The organism is Candidatus Methylomirabilota bacterium, from assembly GCA_003104975.1.
Classification (GTDB): Bacteria; Methylomirabilota; Methylomirabilia; order Methylomirabilales; family Methylomirabilaceae; genus Methylomirabilis.
Map to the genome: position 1 here is coordinate 245166 of PQAM01000010.1, position 19735 is coordinate 264900.

Sequence of the window (19735 nt, forward strand, 5' to 3'; positions counted from 1 at the left end):
TATGCGAGAACGTTCCGCATCGCGAACGTCCCGATCGAACAGGTGGGGAGCCGTCCGGCTCCCCACCTGTTTACGCGCATCTTCAGCGCCTGTTCCCGATTCGCTCTGTCTGCAGTGCAGTAACGATGAACGTCAATGTCTGAGGTCAACCGCAACATGTGGGATGCAGTGGAGGAGGAAACAAAAATGCGTGTGCGGTTCAGAAGGTTTCCCGGTGTAATGGCGTGTCTGCTTGGTGTCCTTTGGCTGGCGGCCCTGCTTTCCGTGGGTCTGGCGCCGCGCACCGCCGAGGCGAAGCCAGAGTATTTCAGCGGCATTGGCGCGTGCTTTGCCTGCCACTCAGCACCCACGCCCGCCACCTGTCAGGGGTGCCACTCGCATGGGACGCATTCGAGTACCGGCATGACCGGCATGAACGTGGCGGGCGCCACCAATAAAACCTCGTACGCGCCCGGCGAACAGGTGAGTGTCACGATTACGGGCGGCCACCGACCAGACGGACAATCCGGATGGATTCGCGCCATTCTGTACGATCAAACAATGAAAGAGCTGGTGCGCAGTAGCGGGCCGACCCAGGGAATCGGCAAGTGCTGCGGCAACACAGGCTATCCGATCACGCTCACCGCGACTGCGCCGACCACGCCGGGGACCTACACCTGGAACGTCGCCTGGTACGGGAACCAATTTGATAAGGGCAACGTGGGCGGCACGACAGTGTTCGGTCCCCGCTGGACGCCCGATTCCACCAATCCAAACCACGGCCAAGAGATCGTCGCGACCAACAGCTTCACGGTGGCTGCCCCGGCGGCGCCCGCCATTTCACTGAACCCGGCGTCGCTCACCTTTGGGACGGTCAACACCGGCAGCACGGTCACCCTGACCGCCCAGATCCGGAATACCGGCACGGCCACGCTCAACGTCACCGGCATTGCGCGGGCGGCGGGGACGAGCACCGAGTACACCTTCGGGCCGGCCGCTCCCCTCACGATTCCCGTCGGGGGCAGCAACACCCTCTCCGTCACCTACACGCCGACCGATGCCAGCACCGACACCGGCTCGCTGACGATCACGAGCAACGCTTCGACCTCGCCCACCAGCCTGTCGCTGACAGGGACGGGCAGTGTGCCGTCACCCCCTTCACAACCGGCCATTAGTCTGAGCCTCGCCGCGCTGGACTTCGGCACGGTCGCGGTAGGCGGCGTGCCGGCGGTGCGGACGACACAGATCCAGAATACCGGGAATGCTGCCCTGGACGTCACCGGCATCGCACCGGCGGCAGGGACGAGCGCCGAGTATATTTTTACCCCGACGCCACCCTTTACCGTTGCGGCCGGCGCCAACACGACCCTCACCGTCACCTACACGCCGGTGGACGTAGGCACGGACACCGGCTCGCTGACGATCACCAGCAACGCCTCGACCTCGCCCACCAGCCTGTCGCTGACAGGGACGGGCAGTGTCCCGCCACCCCCTTCACAACCGGCAATCGGCCTGACGCCGCCCTCGCTCGATTTCGGCACGGTCAACGTCGGCGGTCCGTCAGGAGATTTGACGACAACGATCCAGAACACAGGAGGAGCCTCGCTTGAAATCACCGGCATCGCCCTGTGTCCAGGAACCAGCGGAGAGTTCACCTGGTCGCCGGGTAGCCCGCTGACCGTCGCGCCAGGCGCCGGCACGACGCTGACCGTCCACTATACCCCTGCGGATGCCGGGACCGATGCCGGGTGTCTCGCGATCGCCAGTAACGATCCGGCCACGCCCTCGGCGAACCTGGCGGTCACCGGGATCGGGAATATCCCGCCGCCGCCACCCGATCCACAACCGACCATCGGCCTGACGCCGACCTCGCTCAACTTCGGCACGGTTGTGGTGGGGGGCTCGGTGTCCAAGACCGTCACCATCACCAACCTGGGCACCGCCCCGCTGGATGTGACCAGCATCGGCTCGTGTAACGCGGCCAGTGCGGAGCTGACGTATGCTCCTCCGGCCCCATTTACCCTGGCCCCAGGCGCCCAGCAAACGGTCACGATCAGCTACGCGCCGACCCAGGCAGGGACGATGGCCATGGAGTGTCTGGTTGCAAGCAACGACCTGGCCACACCATCGGTCCCGGTGACCCTGACCGCGGAGGCGGTCCAACCGCCCCCGCCCGGAGGGCTAGACATCGAGCTCGAGCACTTCAAAGCAACCAAAAAGGTCAAGGTCGGTCAGCAGGTCACGTTCAAGCTTGAAATCGAGAATGAGGAAGAGTCGAGTGGAGAGACGCCTGCCACCCTGGTGGGAATGCAAAACGGAGTGGAGGTGTACAACCAGACCATCATGGTAGTCGTTGAGGCAGAGGAGGAAGAAACGACCTGGTCGTTCCCGCCGTACACACCGACGGCGGCAGGGAAGATCGCCTGGACCGTGACCATCATGGACGACTCCTCCCGTACCAATCAGGCAACTGCGACCACTGACGTGAAGGGCACCAAAAAGAAGGAGAAGAAGGAGGAGAAGAAGAAGATGAAGAAGGTGAAGAAGGTGAAGAAGGGAAAGAAGAAAGATAACGACTAAGGACCACGTAACCGCTGAAGGCCCGTGCTGGAACGTTCCGCAATCGCGAACGTCCCGATCGAACAGGTGGGGAGCCGTACGACTCCCCACCTGTTCACACCATCGGACTTCCCGCCTCACCAAGCATCACCAAGAATCACTTGACATCTCATGTCGAAGATCATAAGGTGTTGCGCGGATGTAGAGTCAAAGTTGCGCCTCCGATCCCCGCTCGACAACGTGAGGAGTGACAAATGAACCAACGTGACGTTGTGACTCTTGCAGCCGTGTTGACCCTTGTCCTGCTCGTTGGATCGTCCTGCAGTCGTCTTCCCTGGTCGCCCGACTCACCCTCCTCAGGGACCAAAGAGCTCACCGCGCAAGCCCCTTCTACAACAACAACCGACGCGTCCAAGCCTCGATGGACAGGTCCGCCCGCAGGCGCCAAATACGTGGGAGTGCCGGCGTGTCTCGAATGTCACAAGAAGGCTGATCCCTTTTTCGCGACGCACATGGGGAAACTCTTTACAAAGAACCCTCAGACTGCGGGGCAGAAGCTGAACTGCGAGACGTGCCACGATCCGGGAGGCCCGCACGTCGAGACCGAGGGGGAAGCGCTTGGGACGATCGTGACGTTCAGAAAGGGCGCCGAACCGGTCGAGGTGCAAAACGCCAAGTGCCTGGGCGCGTGCCACACGAAAGATGTGAAGCAGATGTTCTGGGCGAGCAGCGTCCATGGAACTCGTGGCATCTCTTGCGTCGATTGTCATACCGCCCACCGTCCTCAGATGGCGAAGGCGATCCTGAAGGGACCCACTGTCGCCGAAACGTGCAATGCATGCCACGTGGAGATGAAGCGGCACCTCTACGAGCGCTCAACCCACCCGGTTAAAGAGGGCAAGATGTCATGCACGAGCTGCCATGATCCTCATGGGAGCCAGGCCCCCTCCATGCTGGTGAAGAATTCGGTCAACGATACCTGTTATGGGTGCCATGCGGAGTTTCGCAGTCCCGTCCTATGGGAACATGCCCCCGTCAAGGAGAATTGCGGCAACTGTCATACGCCTCACGGGTCAAACCATGACAAACTGCTCAAGACCAACAGCTTCAGGTTGTGCCAGAGCTGTCATATGCAGGGACGACACCAGACGATCGCTGGGCGTCCCGATCAGTTTTTCATGATCAACCGAGGTTGCACGAACTGCCACAACCGGATCCATGGGAGCAATCACCCCTCTGGGCCGCTGTTCTTCCGTTAGGCCGAAAGTGCATCGCTCCCATCGATCGTGAGAGGGCCAACCATGAACGCCAATAAGCTGGTTCGGTGGGTTGGGTCAGCGTTCTTCTCGCTCGGTTTCCTGCTTCTGGCACTTCCGGGTATCCTCTATGCCGAACAGGAGATAGAGCTTGACGGGAGGAAGTTTACCCTCTTTGGGGAGGGACAGATCGGGGTTCAGCTCAAGGAGTTTAGTCACGGTACGCGGACCTCGAAGTTTGAGGAGTACCGGGAGGTCCACCGTGGATTCAACTTCGACCTCTTCCAGTTCGGCCTGGAGGGGAAGGACAACCCGTATTATCTCAGAGGCTCCGGCACAAACATCGATAGGGATGACCAGTCATTTGATCTCACCTTTGGGAAATACGGTGAGCTGATGGTCAATTTCTCGTGGGACGAGATCCCCCATTTCTTCTCACGAGGCTCCAAGAGTCTTCTGACCCACACCGGCGGCGGCAACTTCGTATTTGCCAACACGACGGCCCGCCAGTTCTTCACCGACAACGACCCGAACTCCCCTCCAGCGGCGCCGGATACGGGCGACGTCGCGACCGCCAATCTGGCCCGCGCGCTCATCAACGACGCCCCCGATCTCAATCTTCGCCTCCAGAGGCGTCGGGCCAAGGGTGACATCCTGTACAGTCTCTATCCCGGCAGCGACCTCAGGTGGAACTTCCGCTTCCGCATCGACAATGAGGACAAGGAGGGAAACCGGGCGTTGAGCACGGGGACCTACGAACGCCGGCTTGTTCCGGGGCTGGGCGACACATTCCGGGTTCTGGGGATTGAGCTGCCGGAGCCGCTCGACCACCAGACCACTCAGATCGGATTCGCCACCGACCTCTCCGGAGATGGATGGATCGTCAACCTGGGGTATGACTATATGAATTTCAGCAACGATACGACGCGCCTCCACTGGCAAAATCCGTTCAATAATACGGATGAGCTGGCGCCAGGCGCCGGAGCGTTTAATCGGGGCCGATTTGCTGAAGCCCAGATCCAACTCTTTCCGGATAACCACTCTCATGCTGTTACAGGATCCGGATCAGTGTTTCTGCCATTCAAGACCCAGTTCACCGGGAGCCTCTCCCACACCTGGCTTTTTCAGGACGACCGGTTCCTCCCGTTTACGCTCAATTCGGCCATTCTTGCCACCAATGCTCCGGGTTCCCCCCAGGCGGCGACGCTGCCCCTGCCGGAGCGTTCCCTCGACGGGGAGATCCGGATCCTGACCCAGTCGTATGCCCTAACCAACCGGGCCATCAAAGATACCACCCTGAATCTGTTTTACCGTTATTACGACTATGACAACCAGACCGCCAGAATCGTCTTCCCCGGCTACGCGGCCAACCCCGACTCGTTTTGGACAACCGAATTTGACGATGGATCGCCGATCGCGAACGTGCCCAAATCCTACACCAAGCAGAACGCCGGGATGGACATATCGTGGCATGCGCTTCGGACCCTGACACTGAAAACCGGGTACGAATACGAGCGCTGGAATCGCGACAACCGCGAGACCGACGTGACCGACGAGCATATCGCCAAGGCAGCCCTGGATTTCAAGCCGTTTTCCTGGTTGTCGGCGAGGGCCTCGTATAGACATGGCGACCGGCAGTTTAAGGGCAGGTATGTATCGGGTCTGGAGTTTGCAGGACTCAGAAAGTTCGACCAGGCCAATCGGATACGGGATCTGGCCGATGTGATGGTCCAGGTCACCCCTTTGGATCCACTCTCCCTTTCTGGGACCTTCCGCTATCTGAATGACGAGTTCAATGATTCCGATTTCGGCGTGAAGCGGCAGCATGAATATGGCTTTGGGTTTGATGCCAATTATACGCCGCTCAAGTGGATGACCCTGTACGGCTTCTATGCCAACGACTTTGGGAAGTTCAAGATGAGCAATATCTCCAGGACCGGGAGCTTGGATTTTAACCCGGCAAACGCTTGGGACAGCAGTGTCGATGACCGCACACAATCGGTGGGGGCAGGCTTGAATGCTGCGCTGATTCCGAATCGCCTGACGTTGAACCTTGGGTATCACTTCACTCGATCGATCGGGAAGATTCTGACAACTAATCCCAATCCCATTGAAGCCGACTTCCGCTCAGGCGCTCAAGCGTTTCCCTTCCCAGACACAAGGAGTCAGCTTCATAACATCATGGCCATGTTGACCTATAAGCTCAATCAATACGTGACCATCGGTGCCCGGTACGCCTTCGAGCGATATCGTCTCAACGATTTCGCCTGGGATACCCTCCAGCCGGTTCTCTTCCCCAACACGCTGGATAATGCCGCGCGGTTCCTGCTCCTCGATTCTCGGTACTCCAACTATGACGTACACGTGTTAGGGGGATTCCTCCGAGTTCAGTTCTGATCGCATCCTCCCGACGGCGCGGCCGACCGCCTTATCGCACCTTCCCCTCTTATAAGCAGGAAGTGCTTGACATCTTGTGCAGAAGATCGTAAGGTTCTGCCCTGATTTCCGGGTAGAGTCGCGTTCCTGGTTCCCGCTCAACAATCTGAGGAGTGGAAGATGAGGAAGCGTGACGTTGTGCTGGTTCTTCCGGCTCTCTTCACTCTTGTCCTGCTCTTTGGCTGGTCGTGTAGTCGATTCGGCTCGCCACCTCCCGGTCCCGATACCCTTCAAACCCGCACACCATCCGCCACACGCACCGATCCGCCCCGGCCTCCGTGGACCGGTCCGCCGCCCAGCGCCAAGTACGTGGGAAGTGACGCCTGCCTCGTATGTCACGAGGAGCCGGCCCAGCGCTTCCACAAGACGATGATGGGGCGGGTCATGTCGGTGAACCCGCGGACCCCCCAGGAGCAGCGCGGCTGCGAGTCGTGTCACGGTCCTGCGGGCCCGCACGTGGAGACGGAAGGGGGCGCATTACAGACGTTGATGACCTTCAAAAAGGGAGCAGAGCCGGTCGAAGCCCAGAATGCCACGTGCATCAACGGCTGTCACGAAAAGGGTGAGCACACCTTCTGGAGAGGAAGCACCCACGAAGTCCGGGGAGTCGCGTGCGTCTCCTGTCACAAGGTGATGGAGCCGAGTCGGTACAATCTGGCAAAGCCGACCGCGATCGAGGTCTGTTCGCAGTGCCACCAGAACCGACGCGCCCAACTCCAGCGCAGCTCTCACATGCCGCTGCGCGAGGGGAAGATCAGTTGTACCGACTGCCACAATCCTCATGGGACTGCGACGCAGGCGATGCTCCGCGAGGATTCCGTCAACGAGAACTGTTATAGCTGTCATGCCGAGAAACGGGGGCCGTTTCTGTGGGAGCACGCACCCGTCATAGAGAGCTGTTCCAACTGCCACGAGCCGCACGGCTCGACCAATGCGAGACTGCTGAAGGTCAGGGTCCCCCGCCTCTGTCAGCAGTGTCATGTCGAGACCCGGCACCCGACGAACCCGTACGATCCGAGGACCGGGTCACGATTCGTCATCAACCGGGGCTGTCTCAACTGCCACCAGAAGATCCATGGATCAAACCATCCCTCAGGGTTCGCCTTCGAGAACTGAGGCAGCGATCTGACAGCGGAGGAGGGGGGCCATGGGCGTATCGTGTGGAACAGGACGGATCGGGCGTGCGTTGCTGTCGGCGGCAGCCTTCTTCGCGGCCGTCGTGACCGTATGTTTCGCCGAAGAGGCCCCGCCGCCGGAGGCGATCCCGTCATGGGTGAACTGGCTGAACGCCGGGCTGCCGTTCGGTTTTGAGCTGACCGGATTGGATGTTGAGGGCGGTTATCGCGACATCGACGGCCGTCGGAGTTCAGCGAAGTTCCAGGAGTACCGCGTCCTCGAAGAGAGCCCATTTTTGGACCATCTGCGGCTTTCATTGGAGACCAAAGACAAAAGGCACTATATCGACTTTAGCGCGATAGACAGCTTCAAGCAGGATCAGAGCTATCTGTTTCGAACGGGTCGGTACGGCGATTATTCGCTGGAGATCTTCTGGGACCAGGTCCCTCATCTGCTCAGTACGACGGGGCGGAGTCTGTTTGCGACGACCCATGAAGACAGCACCGTAACGCTGAGGCTCCCGCCCGGTGTCGCATCGACGGTGGAGGCCGCCGCTCCAGCAGGCCGTGCTGCTGTATTGAGCGGATTTCTGGCCAACGCGGCGCCCGTCGATCTATCGTTCCTGACCAGCAAGGCGGGATTCCGATTCAAATACGCCTTGAGCGAGTCGCTCAATGTCGGCGCCCGGTACACCTATACGGAAAAGGATGGAACGATCCCCTTTGGCGCGGGATTCAGCAGCCCCGGCGGGAATATTGTGGAACTCCCAGCCCCCCGCTTTGATCGAACCCATCAGGTTGAGGTCAAGACCGAGTATGCGAGGCCGGGTTGGAATGTGGGGTTCGGCTACGCGGCCTCGATCTTCGATCAGGGGATCGAGACGATCGTATTCGACAACCCGCTTTCCGCGACCAACAGTCCGACGACGTCGGCGCGCGGTCGGACCACAATGGATCCGAGCAACCATGCCCATAACGTGTTTCTGTCGGGCGGCCTCTCGCTCCCGCTGCGTACCCGGATCGCGGGGAGGTTTTCGTACGGCTGGCGGTTTCAGAATGAGAACTTTGTCCCACATACCATCAACCCCGCCTTGGCCGGCGATCCTCAATTGGCCCTGCCCCGTCAGGACCTCAACGGCGATGTCAGAACGGCCCTTGTGAGCGTTAATGCGACGAGCCGTCCGGTCATTGCCGTGCCGCTGACGCTGTACGGTGGCTACCGCTTTTATGACTTTGACAACCGGTCGCCGATCATCGAATTTCCTGCGCATACGGTCCGGGATACGTCGCTGACGGTCGACACCCGCGCCAACGCGCCCTTCTCCTACACTAAACACAATGCCCACCTGGATGCGGGCTATGCCCTTCTGGAAGATCTTCATATAAAGTTGGGTTACGAGTGGGAGCGATGGGACCGCGATCCGAAGCTGCGTGAGGTGCCGACCAGTAATGAGCACTTCCTGAAGAGCAGTATCGATTACTCACCCCTCGATTGGCTTTTGCTTCGCGGTGCCTACCGAAGGAGCTGGCGTAATATCAGTCATTACAATACCCAGGCTCACGAGGCGCATGTGGTGCAGGATATCGAGGGAGAGGACTTTGCCCTGAACCTCCAGGGTCAATCGCTTCTGCTTCGAAAATTCGACGAGGCCGATCGAACCAGGGACAGGGTCGAGATCCTGGCGTCGATCACCCCTGTCGAGACGCTGAACTTTACGACAACCTATAGTCTTATCCGGGATGATTTTAACAAGGCGCCGCTTGGGTTACAGGATTCCAAAGGATGGAGTCTGGGCGCCGATCTGACCTACAGCCCGTTTCGGTGGCTGTCCTTCTTCGTGAACTACATGAGAGAGGAGTTTAAATACGATCAGCTCTCCCGGTCCCGGCCGGTTATCAGCAACGTCTCGACGGCGACCGTCCCGGCAGCGGGATGCAGTTTTACGGATCCCACCGCCGCCGTCAGCAACGTGGTCTGTGACTTTGCCGATTTCAACTGGCGGAGTATCAACAGGGATAAGGTGGATACCTATGGGGTCGGCGCCGATATCAGCCTGATCCCGAAGCGCCTCAATTTTCGGCTCACCTACACCTTTTCGGATGCCGATACGATCATTAATTCGTTGAATCCGGTGACGCCGACCAGCGGTACCACGGCTCAGCAGGCGAGCGCGAGGGCTGTTCGCTATCCGCTGTCAAATACCAATCTGCATACCCTTATTGCTGCGCTACGCTACTATGTGACCAACAATTGGAGCATCAAGGGCGAGTATCGGTTTGAGCAGTTTCGCGAGAAGGATTGGTCGACCGATGCCATCAGGCAATCGGGGCTTGCGGATCTGCCGCCGACAACCGATACCTTTTTAGGCGCCCGGTTTCTCCAGAACTACGACGCGCATATCGGGGCGTTCACGCTGCGCTACCAGTTCTGAGCGAGTTCCCGTATTCCAGGCGCCTCTCATGTGTTAGTATGTGGCCTGCGAACGGAGCAGACAAGCCAGCCTGCCGGGTGTTGTCTGGTGGACTGGCTGTTCATATTTACGAGTAAAGGAGGGAATGGTCGTGCACGAGCAGGGCGAACAGGTTGATCATGGGCGGCGGATGGTCAATTGGTTGCTGGGGAGTTCCCTCGGCGTACTCTTCGTGTCCATCTTTTATCCGATCGTCAAATACCTGATTCCTCCAAAGCTCGCCGAGCCGACGACCGTCAGCGTGACCCTGCCCTGGAAGCTCGCGGAACTGAAGGCGAACTCTGGGCGGATATTTCGATTCAAAAGTCTTCCGGGTATTTTGGTGAAGACCTCCGGCGGCGATCTGCGCGCGTTCTCGGCCGTCTGTACGCACCTGCAGTGTACGGTGCAATACCGGGAAGATCGGCAGGACATCTGGTGCGCCTGTCACAACGGCGTATACGATCTGAATGGGAAAAATATCAGCGGCCCCCCGCCACGACCCTTGGAGGCCCTGAAGCTGAATGTCAGGGGAGATCAGATTATTGTCATGAAAGGATAAGTGGGGTGGCGGTCGTTCGAATTACGGCCTGGCTCGAAGAGCGAATCGATCTCTGGCCGATCAGACATTTTATTCAGAAGAAGGTCATCCCGGTCCATCGTCATTCAGTCTGGTATTATTTCGGCGGGATGACCCTTTTTCTCTTTGCGATCCAGGTGGCGACCGGGATCCTGCTGACCCTCTATTACCGCCCCAGCGGCGAAGAGGCGTATGAGAGCGTACAGTTCATCATGACCGACGTTCAGTTCGGTTGGCTTGTGCGCTCGATCCATAGCTGGTCGGCCAATCTGATGGTGCTGATGATGATGATCCATGCGTTCAGCGTCTATCTTATGCAGGCCTATCGAAAGCCTCGCGAGCTGACATGGGTCACCGGAATGTTGTTGTTCGGCATTGTGCTGTTCTTCGGCTTCAGTGGCTATCTGCTGCCGTGGAATGTGCTGTCATATTTCGCCACCAAGGTCGGCACCGAGATTGCCGGGCAGTTTCCGCTTGTGGGTCATCTCCTGATGAGGCTCCTGCGCGGTGGCGACGAGGTCACCGGCGCGACAGTCTCCCGGTTCTACGGCATCCATATTGCCATCTTACCGGCCTTGACGACTGCAATTCTCGCCCTCCACCTGTTTCTGGTCCAGAAGCAGGGGATGAGTGTTCCCCCATCTGTGGAACGCGCACACCGAGGACAACCGCTCCGGGCCATGCCGTTTGTCCCGAATTTCCTGCTTCGCGACCTGTTCGGCTGGTTCGTGACGCTCGGACTCCTGGCCGCCTTGGCCGCGCTGTTCCCATGGGAGTTGGGACAAAAGGCGGATCCCTTCGCGCCGGCGCCGGCAGGAATCAGGCCGGAATGGTACTTTGTATTTATGTTTCAGAGCCTGAAGTATATCCCGGCCAAAATCGGCCCGTTTGACGGCGAGGTCTTGGGGGTACTGGGTTTCAGTCTGGGCGGGCTGTTTCTCTTGCTGGTCCCATTTCTGGACAAGAAGTCGGCTCTGGGCGAGCCGAGTCCGCTTTTCCGACGGATCGGAATCGGTATCATTGCGTACATTGTCATATTTACCGTACTTGGATATGTCGCGCCCGCCGTTCCATAACAGGGTGGTGGGGATCGCACTGCGCGCCGTCTGCTTGGGCATTGTTCTCATCGCGGCGGCCTTGATCCGCACACCGTTCGCCGACGCCGAGGACGCCTGTGTCGATTGTCACAGGGCGTTACGGGAAGAGCGTCTTAACCGTCCGGCCTTTAAGATAAAAAACGATTACCACCTGGCGCGAGGACTGGGATGCCATAGCTGTCACGGCGGCGATCAGACCGCGCTTGACAATAAGGGGCAGGCTCATAGCCCGGCAAAGGGATTTGTGGGAAAGCCGACGCGGCAGGGAATTCCTGAATCCTGCGGGAAATGCCACAGCGATCCGCGCTATATGCGGCAGTTTAATCCATCCATTCGGACGGACCAAGTAAAGGAGTACTATACCAGCGTTCACGGCAAGCGACTTCGCGAAGGGGATCAGAAGGTTGCCGTCTGCATCAGTTGTCATGATGTCCATGCCATCCGCTCCGTCAAAGATCAGATGGCCTGGACCTATCCGACTAATGTTGCCGAGACCTGCGGCGGATGCCACGGCAATCCCGAGTACATGAAGCCGTACCAAATCCCCACCGATCAGCTTGAAAAATACCAGCAAAGCGTTCATTACGAAATGTTGACGAAGCGAGCCGATCTCGCTTCTCCGACATGCAGCAGTTGCCATGGCAGTCACGGTGCGGCGCCCCCCGGCGTCGATTCGGTGGTGAATGTTTGCAGTTCCTGCCACGTTGTCACGGCCGATCTCTTCGCCAAGAGTCCGCACAGGTCGGCCTTCGACGAACTGGGGATGCCGGCGTGCGTGACATGCCACAGCAATCACGATATTACGTACCCGTCTGAGGCGATGCTGGGCGGAGGCGAGGGCACCCCGTGCGCGACCTGCCATGAATCCGACTCTGCGCCGCTCAAAAAGGCTGCGGAGTTGCGATCGATGATCGAGGCCCTTGCGGGTCGGATCGATCAGGCCTCGGCGATCCTCACCCGGGCCGAGCACGCAGGGATGGAGATCGGTATTCCTCGGTTTGAGTTGATTACCGCCAACGAATCCTTGATTAAGGCGAGAGCGACCGTCCATTCGCTTGATGCGGAAGCGATCAAGACCGCCACCGACTCGGGGCTGGAGGTTGCCCAGAAGAGTCTCGAGAGTGGCCACAACCTTCTGGCCGAGGTACAATTCCGCCGAAAGGGGCTGGCCGCGTCCATGCTGATCATTATTGCGGTCCTGGTCGGCCTTTTCCTGAAGATCAGAGAGGTTGACCGACGGAGAGGGCCGGAATCAGGCGATCTGACAGGCGACCGGCATTGACACGATGGCGCGAAGTGACTATAGTTCAGGGGATCGATGACACATTCCGGTAATGTGTGCGAAGACCTCGAGCGGATGCAGTCGGAGAACTCAGTGAGATGCGTACGAGTCAAGAAGCTCGCCCACAGAAAGGAGAAACAATGACATCAGTGATTGGAAGGAGCGCGATATTGGCTTTCGCGAGCCTCCTGATCGTGAGTGTTACGCCGGCTCGCAGTATGGCCCAACCCAAGCCGAAAATCCCCCCTCCCTTCACCTTTGAGCAGAAGACGAAGGATGAACAGGGTAATCCGAGCCCCGGGAAGGTGACATTCGATCACAACCTGCATATGGCAAAAGGGCAGAAGTGCCTGAACTGTCATGGCAAGGGTAAACCGTTCAAGACCAAGATCGGAACCTCTCCGGACCTGACGATGAAGGCCTACGATGAAGGCAAAGCGTGTGGCACCTGTCACAACGGCAAGGTTGTATTCTCGACGAAGGAGATGGGCAACTGCCTGAAGTGTCATAAGGTCCCGGCATCCCCCGCCGCCGCCTCCTCAGCGTCATAGTGCTGTGCAGGTAAGCACCGAGACATAGCAACTGGGTCGGGTTCGGCAGTCGATTAAAGGGGCTGCCGCTTCCCGATCGCGACTGTCGTGCATCCTGGTTGGGAACGTGGGTAGCGGCGCCATATCGTACGTAATCACCAGGAGCGTAGACTGCGGAAAGGTGGTCAGGACCCTTTTCGCTGTCTGGCTGTGTTTCGTCGCAGCCCCGAACACCGTGGCAGCCGTCCCGGGGCCTACGTCCTCGTCCGAGGTGTGTCTGACCTGCCACAACGATCCCGATCTGAAAAAAGAGAACGAAGGGGGACAACCCGGTTCGTTGTTCGTCGAGCCGGCCGATCTGGCTCAATCGGCACACCGCACGCTCGCCTGTATCGGGTGCCATCGTGACATCTCGGAAGGACCTCACACCGACACGCCGCCGCCGGTCCGCTGTCATACGTGCCACCGTCGGCCCCATGAGCGGGTTCCGGACAGTGCTCATGCCAAGCTGAAAAGCGGCGAGCCAAGCGGCAGTTGCATCGCCTGCCATGGCAGTCATCAGATTCAAAAGATCTCGGTCGATGCCGACACGATCTGTACGTCGTGTCACACCGTGCAGGCCGCACAGATGGCGACTGGGATTCATGCCGGTCGTCTCGGAGAACGGACCCGGAACCTGCCGACCTGCGTGACCTGTCATACCGCCCACTCCGTCGCGTCTCGTCGTGATCCTGCATCGCCTGCCCATCGCTCACGGATTCACGAGACCTGTGCCCGGTGCCATGGGGATCCGAGAGTTATCGCCGAAGAACGGATTTCGAGGCCGCGGGTCGTTGCGCTCTTTACCCAGAGTGTTCACGGCCAGGCTATTCTGCAGAAAGGCAACCTTGCTGCCGCGACCTGCACCGACTGCCATGGCGCCCACGAGATTCGACGAGGCGCCGATCCCGCGTCGCCGATTTTTCCGAGAAACGTTGCGAATACCTGTCGCCGTTGTCACAGCGACGAGGCGGAGCAGTTTCAAGACAGCATCCATGGAGAGGCCGTCTCACGCGGGATTTTCGCGGCGCCGACCTGTACTGATTGTCATGGGGAGCACGGGATCACCGCCACCCGCGCCCCGGGATCGCGGGTGGCGCCGCTTGCGATCTCCAAGACCTGTGCGGCCTGTCACGAGGCGACGCCGGTGATCGAGGAGTTCGGCCTCGCGCCGCGCCGCGCCGGAACGTTTTTTGAGAGCTTTCACGGCCTGGCGGTGAGAGGCGGATCGCCCGTCGTCGCCAACTGTGCAAGCTGTCACGGAGTCCACAACATTCGGCCATCGGCCGATCCCCGTTCCACCGTTAATCCGAGCAACCTCGCGCGTACCTGCGGGCAGTGCCACCAAGGGGCCGGTATGCAGTTGGCCGGCACCAGGATCCACGTCGCCCCAGGGTTCGGCGAGCACCCATGGGTGACCCTGGTCCGGCGGATCTACCTCGCAATGATCGCTCTCGTCATCGGCGGAATGAGCCTGCACAACGGACTTGACTTCCTGGCGCATCTGCGAGAGTGTTGGCGGGCAGAGAGGCGGCGAACAGACGGACTGAGTGTGCCGCCACGGGTGGCCGGCCGGTTCTTTGAACGTTGGACACTGAACGAGCGGATACAGCACCTGACGTTGCTCGTCACCTTTACGATCCTGGCGGTCACCGGCTTTGCGTTGAAGTTTCCTGACGCGTGGTGGGCGCGTCCGCTGGTCTGGATCGAACAGGGATATGCCGTACGCGCCGGGCTCCATCGAATTGCCGGTGTGCTGATGACGCTGGCTGCGGTGTACCATCTGATCTATCTTTTTGAGACCCGGCGCGGCCGGACGCAGTTTCGAGTGATGCGTCCCTGTCGGCGGGATATCGGCGAGGCGTGGGCCATGATCGCCTTCAATCTGGGGCTTCGGTCACACCGGCCCCGTTTCTCCCGTTTTACCTATGTGGAAAAGCTGGAGTATTGGGCGGTCGTGTGGGGAACCGTTGTCATGGCCGGGACCGGGTGCATCATGTGGTTCCAGACGGCGGCGCTGAGGCGCTGGCCCCTGTTGGTGATCGACTTGGCGACAGTCGTCCATTACTACGAGGCCTGGTTGGCTACGCTGGCGATCCTGGTCTGGCACCTCTACAGCGTGATCTTCCGGCCTGACATCTATCCGATGAATATGGTCTGGCTGACGGGAAGGCTGACAGGGGCACAGATGGCCCAGGAGCATCCCGCCGAACTGGACGAGATCCTGACGGCGGAATCCGCGCTGCATGCCTTACCGCCGGCGGAGACGGCGAAGTCACCGGATTCCTAGAATCGTGTATCTCACACGTTGTGACATTCATTGTTGGAACCGTCATTACCGAAGTCTCCCTGTCTCCTCCCCATCTGAGGGAGGTGCGAGGGGTACTGATGAGGGAGGTTACGACTGATCGAGCCATGGCATATACAGTAGACACAGAGAAGGTTGCGGAGAAGTCACGATCCACCGGTAAGATGCGTCTCGTTATCATGTTGAGCAGCACATTGGCCGTCGGCTTTCTCCTGGGGTATCTGGCCTCGGCCTTCGTTCCACTCGTCCCGCAACCACAACCGCCGGCCACGCCGACGGCCGCCGCACCCGGTCCCAAACTCTCGCCATCGGAGATTGACGCGGCTCTGAAGGCGGCGCACGCCTCACTTGAAGCCGGCGATCTCAAAGCGGCCTGGGACAAATATCATCAAGTCCTGATCAGCGATCTCAACCAGGTTGAGGCGCTCACCCATCTCGGGGTCATCATGATGGGCAGTGGCCGTCCCGATGAGGCCATCAGGCTGTATGACCGGGCGCTGCGCCTGAACCCCCAGTACGCTCACGCCCTGTTCGACAAGGGGCAGGCCCTGAAGGAGAAGGGAGACGCAAAGGGCGCCACTGAGGCGTTCAAACGGTTTCTGGCACTCGTCCCGCCGGATTCCGACGATGCCAAGCGGGTCAAGGGATGGATCGCCGAGATAGCACGCCCTGATAAGCCTTCGCAGGAAAACGCGGAAACAAGCAAGTGAGAAGATCGCTCATCCGACCGACAATTCGATAAGAGCGAAGTCACTCATATGGTGCGACGGTTATCGGTGGAATGACCGGGGAGGAGTGGGCGTTCGGCATGGTACGAGAGGAGCATGCGGGGCGGCGGGTAGTGGCGTGGGCGGTGCATCTGTTCACCGCCTTGGGGGCGGTCATCGGGGTCTGGTGCCTCGTCGCCATCCACCGGGGCGATTACCGGGGGGCATTTTACGGGATGGTGCTGGCGGTCATATTTGATTCGGTGGATGGGCCGCTGGCGCGGATCGCCCGCGTCAAAGAGGTCCTGCCGGAGTTTGACGGAGCCAAGCTTGACGATATCGTCGACTATCTGAATTACGTGGTCGTCCCGATCGTCTTGCTCCATGAGGCCAACCTGCTGCCGCCGTCGGCCTCGATCTGGATTGTGCCCTTCCCGCTGCTCGCCAGCGCCTACCGATTCTGTCATGTCTCTGCCAAGACGCCGGATCACTTTTTTACCGGATTCCCCTCGTATTGGAATGTCCTGGCCTTTTACTATTACGTGGGGGGGAGCCCCCTCTGGTTCAACGCCGCCTTCACCCTCTTTGCGGCGATGATGGTGCTGGTGCCGATCAAATATGTCTATCCCGGCCGCACCCGAACCCTTCGTCCGTTGACCGTCGGAGTGAGCATCCTGTGGGGCATCGCGCTCCTGGTTCTCCTCTGGCAGCTTCCCGAGCCGTCCCCGTCACTGGTGGCCTGGTCTCTACTGTACCCGATCTACTATGTCGTCCTCTCATTTGCGCTGCACTGGCGCCTGCTGGTCGAGGACGCGCGTACCTCTTCCCAAGTCTGATCAGCGTGAGGACGACACGGGTGGGTTCTGTGGTGTGGATCGGTCCAGCAGATCGGACGGTGACCTGGCGAGATCGGTCAGGAGTTGCGCGTCAAGGGTCATGACATCCTTTCCGGAATCAGTCATGGCATAGAGCCCGACCTTGGGGTCGGCGGCCTTCTTCAGCAACAGTCGCTTTGCGGTGTCCCCCTCCTTCAGCTCCACGATCAGGTCCGGGCGCTCCAGGCCATACCGGCGCCTGGCGTCGGGACCGGCGGAGTCGGCAAATGCCTCTACGCGGGCATCCTTGATCTTCCAGAGCATCTGCCCGATGACGGCGGCATCCGCCCTCCCCGTAATCGGCCTGGCCATCTCCCATCCCTTGCCGTGAGTCCGGCTGAGGCTGATCGGTTGTCCTGTACCGATCAGCTCGATCCGGGTCACCTGATTCGGCTCCAGGACGAGCAGGGTCTTGTCGCGAAAATCGTCCGGTTTCTTATCTGTACGGAGCCGCACCATGACGGTGACGAGGAAGACCGCCGGCTGGTCCGGGCGCTTTGCATAGACCGACCGGCCGTTGGGGTTCAGATCGCCCAGCAGCAGCGTCGGGAGCATGTGGCCGCCCTTGAGCGTCAGGCTGAGGTGGAGCGAGGGATGGTCAAGTCCGTAGTCGGCAAGGTCTTGTGGCGTCTCCTCGATCTGTCGCTCTTTTTGAGCGTCGAGGAGCACATGGAGCAGCGAGCCGACCTCGGTACTGTCGGCTGTCGCGCGCACCGGTTCGGTCAACCGCCAGCCTTCGCCCTCGCGTGTAAGGACAATCAGCGCATCGCCCTTCCTGATCGAGATGGTCTCGATCTCCTTCTCGTCGGCCTGAAATAATCGGCTGCCGTCCGATCCGGATTGCGTCCCCTTGCCCTCCAGGGCGTAGTAGACAACCCCGACAAGCACGAGCAGCAGCGCGAGTACGCCCAGCGAGCGCCACCTCATCGCGACCGCTTGCGCCCCATGACGATCGATGTGCCGGAGATCAGAAACAGGCCCGGCACCACGACGACCAGCATCCAAAAGGCCATCCGCCCCTGCGTCGCGCTCAGGATGATCGGGGTGGTCCCGGCCTCCTGCGGTCGGATGGCGATCATCGCCTCCTCCTCGGCCAGCCAACTGATGCTGTTCAGGAAGAGATCCCGGTTACCTGAGAAGTGTAGGAAATTGTTGCTGGCAAACCCGGAGTTACCGTAGACCACCAGCCGGGCGATCCTCGATTGCGTCTGTGCCCCCTGTTCCTGTCCGGCCTTTTCTGCCGTATGGGTACCCGAGGCTGCGGCGTCCGTCTGCGCGCCCTGGACCGTGGCGATGACTCCTACCGGGACCGGTCCAGGCCGGTCCTGACCCTGTTCGAAGCTGAGCTGGCCGCGATTCAACTCGCCCTTGTCGGTCTCCGCCCAGCTCCCCGGTCCGGTCTCCCCGAGCTTCTGCACCGTCACCCCCTCCGGCAACGGTCTGGCGACATCAACCGAGCGCGCGAAGGGGAAGAGGGAGGCGAGGGTGAAGTTATGGGTGATTGCGTGCGGATAATAGGTTGAGACGATCGGCATCAGGTAGTCGCCGCCCATGGTGCGGGCGTACTGATCCACAATCACATCGTCGCCGACGGTGATGCCGTATCGGGCCACAAACGCCTTGAGGTTGGGCGCCGCATACGGATCGAGTTGGATCAGGAGCTTGCCGCCCCGCTGGACAAACAGGTCCAGTGCCTGTAGCTCCGATTCGGCCAGATCGCGTTTCGGGCCGCTGATGACGAGCATCGCGGCGTCCTGTGGGACCTCCCGTTCCCGAAGCAGCAGCAGTTCTTTGACCTGATAGTTAGCCTTCTCGATGGCCTCTTTGGCCTGCCGGTAACCGTTGCGCGATCCGTCTTCCAATTCGTTTTCGCCGTGCCCCTTGAGGAAATAGACGATCCGTGGCCCTTCGCGCAGCAGCTTCAGCAGCCCGTTCGTCAGGCGCTCCTCGTCGACCTCCGGGATCTTCTCCTCCTTCTCCGGCATCTCCAGGATCGTGGTGCCGTAGGTGGCGATCCCGTACCGCTTGGCCTTGCCGGGATTCCTGTCGGGATCGACCACCTCAAAGCGGAACCGCGGCGAGAGATCGGCATATTGGCGTAAGAGTTCTTCGGCGGGTCGGCGCTCTGCCTGGTCGGCCCGGAAGAAGGCGGTCACCTGGACATCCTTGGTCAGGCCTTTGACGACCTTTCTGGTCTGATCGGCGAGGGTGTATCGCCTGCCTGCGGTCAGATCGAACCGCGTATTATGCCTGGCGGAGATGATCTCCACCAGACCGATAATCCCCAGTACCAGTATCGTCATCAGACCGACATTCAATCCGGTCTTCGTGGAACGCCGATTCAGCCAAAGGGTGATCGTACCAAAGGCACGATAGACGCTAAGCAGGATGAGGATCGCCCCGAGCAGGAGGACGCCCCCCGTCCATGCCTTCAGATCGGGTCGGATATTGTAGGCAATCCCGCCGGCAACAAGGAGGATGAGGCCGGACGGAAGGGCGAGGCGCGTCAGCTTATCCATGGA

Annotated in this window: 14 protein-coding genes; 12 read left to right on the forward strand and 2 right to left on the reverse strand. The window is 59.9% G+C overall.

The annotated features are described in order from the left end of the window. Window positions 1-135: 135 nt before the first annotated feature. The 12 genes from C3F12_08050 to C3F12_08105 all read left to right on the forward strand — a co-directional run bounded on the left by C3F12_08050 (window position 136) and on the right by C3F12_08105 (window position 17174). Entirely contained in the window at window positions 136-2559 is a 2424-nt protein-coding gene (locus C3F12_08050; protein PWB46009.1) for a hypothetical protein, read from the forward strand. A gap of 233 nt (window positions 2560-2792) precedes the next feature. Continuing rightward, the gene (locus C3F12_08055; GenBank protein PWB46010.1) at window positions 2793-3797 is read left to right on the forward strand and encodes a hypothetical protein; all 1005 of its coding nucleotides are present in this window, start codon (window positions 2793-2795) and stop codon (window positions 3795-3797) included. A 42-nt stretch (window positions 3798-3839) separates the two neighbouring features. Next, a complete protein-coding gene (locus C3F12_08060) occupies window positions 3840-6191 on the forward strand; it encodes a hypothetical protein (GenBank protein PWB46011.1) in 2352 nt (783 codons plus the stop codon). Between the two features lie 159 nt (window positions 6192-6350). Further along, window positions 6351-7346: a hypothetical protein gene (locus C3F12_08065; GenBank protein ID PWB46012.1), complete on the forward strand. Its 996-nt coding sequence runs from the start codon at window positions 6351-6353 to the stop codon at window positions 7344-7346. A gap of 31 nt (window positions 7347-7377) precedes the next feature. Continuing rightward, entirely contained in the window at window positions 7378-9777 is a 2400-nt protein-coding gene (locus tag C3F12_08070; protein PWB46013.1) for a hypothetical protein, read from the forward strand. 124 nt (window positions 9778-9901) lie between these two features. Beyond that, window positions 9902-10357: a plastoquinol--plastocyanin reductase gene (locus C3F12_08075; protein PWB46014.1), complete on the forward strand. Its 456-nt coding sequence runs from the start codon at window positions 9902-9904 to the stop codon at window positions 10355-10357. Window positions 10358-10362: 5 nt separating this feature from the next. Further along, window positions 10363-11451: a cytochrome bc complex cytochrome b subunit gene (locus tag C3F12_08080; protein ID PWB46015.1), complete on the forward strand. Its 1089-nt coding sequence runs from the start codon at window positions 10363-10365 to the stop codon at window positions 11449-11451. A 7-nt stretch (window positions 11452-11458) separates the two neighbouring features. After that, the gene (locus C3F12_08085; GenBank protein PWB46400.1) at window positions 11459-12754 is read left to right on the forward strand and encodes a hypothetical protein; all 1296 of its coding nucleotides are present in this window, start codon (window positions 11459-11461) and stop codon (window positions 12752-12754) included. Between the two features lie 149 nt (window positions 12755-12903). After that, entirely contained in the window at window positions 12904-13305 is a 402-nt protein-coding gene (locus C3F12_08090; protein PWB46401.1) for a hypothetical protein, read from the forward strand. Window positions 13306-13465: 160 nt separating this feature from the next. Next, entirely contained in the window at window positions 13466-15613 is a 2148-nt protein-coding gene (locus C3F12_08095) for a hypothetical protein (protein PWB46016.1), read from the forward strand. Between the two features lie 98 nt (window positions 15614-15711). Continuing rightward, window positions 15712-16341 carry a hypothetical protein gene (locus C3F12_08100; GenBank protein PWB46017.1) on the forward strand — a complete coding sequence of 210 codons (630 nt, stop codon included), beginning with the start codon at window positions 15712-15714 and terminating at the stop codon, window positions 16339-16341. Window positions 16342-16412: 71 nt separating this feature from the next. After that, window positions 16413-17174 carry a CDP-diacylglycerol O-phosphatidyltransferase gene (locus C3F12_08105; protein ID PWB46018.1) on the forward strand — a complete coding sequence of 254 codons (762 nt, stop codon included), beginning with the start codon at window positions 16413-16415 and terminating at the stop codon, window positions 17172-17174. Here C3F12_08105 and C3F12_08110 read toward each other — a convergent pair whose 3' ends face one another. After that, complete coding sequence (locus C3F12_08110) at window positions 17175-18140, reverse strand: hypothetical protein (protein PWB46019.1); 966 nt, start codon at window positions 18138-18140, stop codon at window positions 17175-17177. Next, a complete protein-coding gene (locus C3F12_08115; GenBank protein ID PWB46020.1) occupies window positions 18137-19732 on the reverse strand; it encodes a hypothetical protein in 1596 nt (531 codons plus the stop codon). The genes C3F12_08110 and C3F12_08115 overlap by 4 nt, the downstream gene beginning before the upstream one ends. Between the last annotated feature and the right edge of the window lie 3 nt (window positions 19733-19735).

Excerpts from the sequence above, each read along its gene's own strand:
- C3F12_08055 (PWB46010.1), top strand. The coding sequence starts at position 2,793 with ATGAACCAACGTGACGTTGTGACTCTTGCAGCCGTGTTGACCCTTGTC.
- C3F12_08100 (PWB46017.1), top strand. The coding sequence starts at position 15,712 with ATGAGGGAGGTTACGACTGATCGAGCCATGGCATATACAGTAGACACA.
- C3F12_08065 (PWB46012.1), top strand. The coding sequence starts at position 6,351 with ATGAGGAAGCGTGACGTTGTGCTGGTTCTTCCGGCTCTCTTCACTCTT.
- C3F12_08060 (PWB46011.1), top strand. The coding sequence starts at position 3,840 with ATGAACGCCAATAAGCTGGTTCGGTGGGTTGGGTCAGCGTTCTTCTCG.
- C3F12_08075 (PWB46014.1), top strand. The coding sequence starts at position 9,902 with ATGGTCGTGCACGAGCAGGGCGAACAGGTTGATCATGGGCGGCGGATG.
- C3F12_08105 (PWB46018.1), top strand. The coding sequence starts at position 16,413 with ATGACCGGGGAGGAGTGGGCGTTCGGCATGGTACGAGAGGAGCATGCG.
- C3F12_08110 (PWB46019.1), bottom strand. The coding sequence starts at position 18,140 with ATGAGGTGGCGCTCGCTGGGCGTACTCGCGCTGCTGCTCGTGCTTGTC.
- C3F12_08115 (PWB46020.1), bottom strand. The coding sequence starts at position 19,732 with ATGGATAAGCTGACGCGCCTCGCCCTTCCGTCCGGCCTCATCCTCCTT.
- C3F12_08050 (PWB46009.1), top strand. The coding sequence starts at position 136 with ATGTCTGAGGTCAACCGCAACATGTGGGATGCAGTGGAGGAGGAAACA.
- C3F12_08070 (PWB46013.1), top strand. The coding sequence starts at position 7,378 with ATGGGCGTATCGTGTGGAACAGGACGGATCGGGCGTGCGTTGCTGTCG.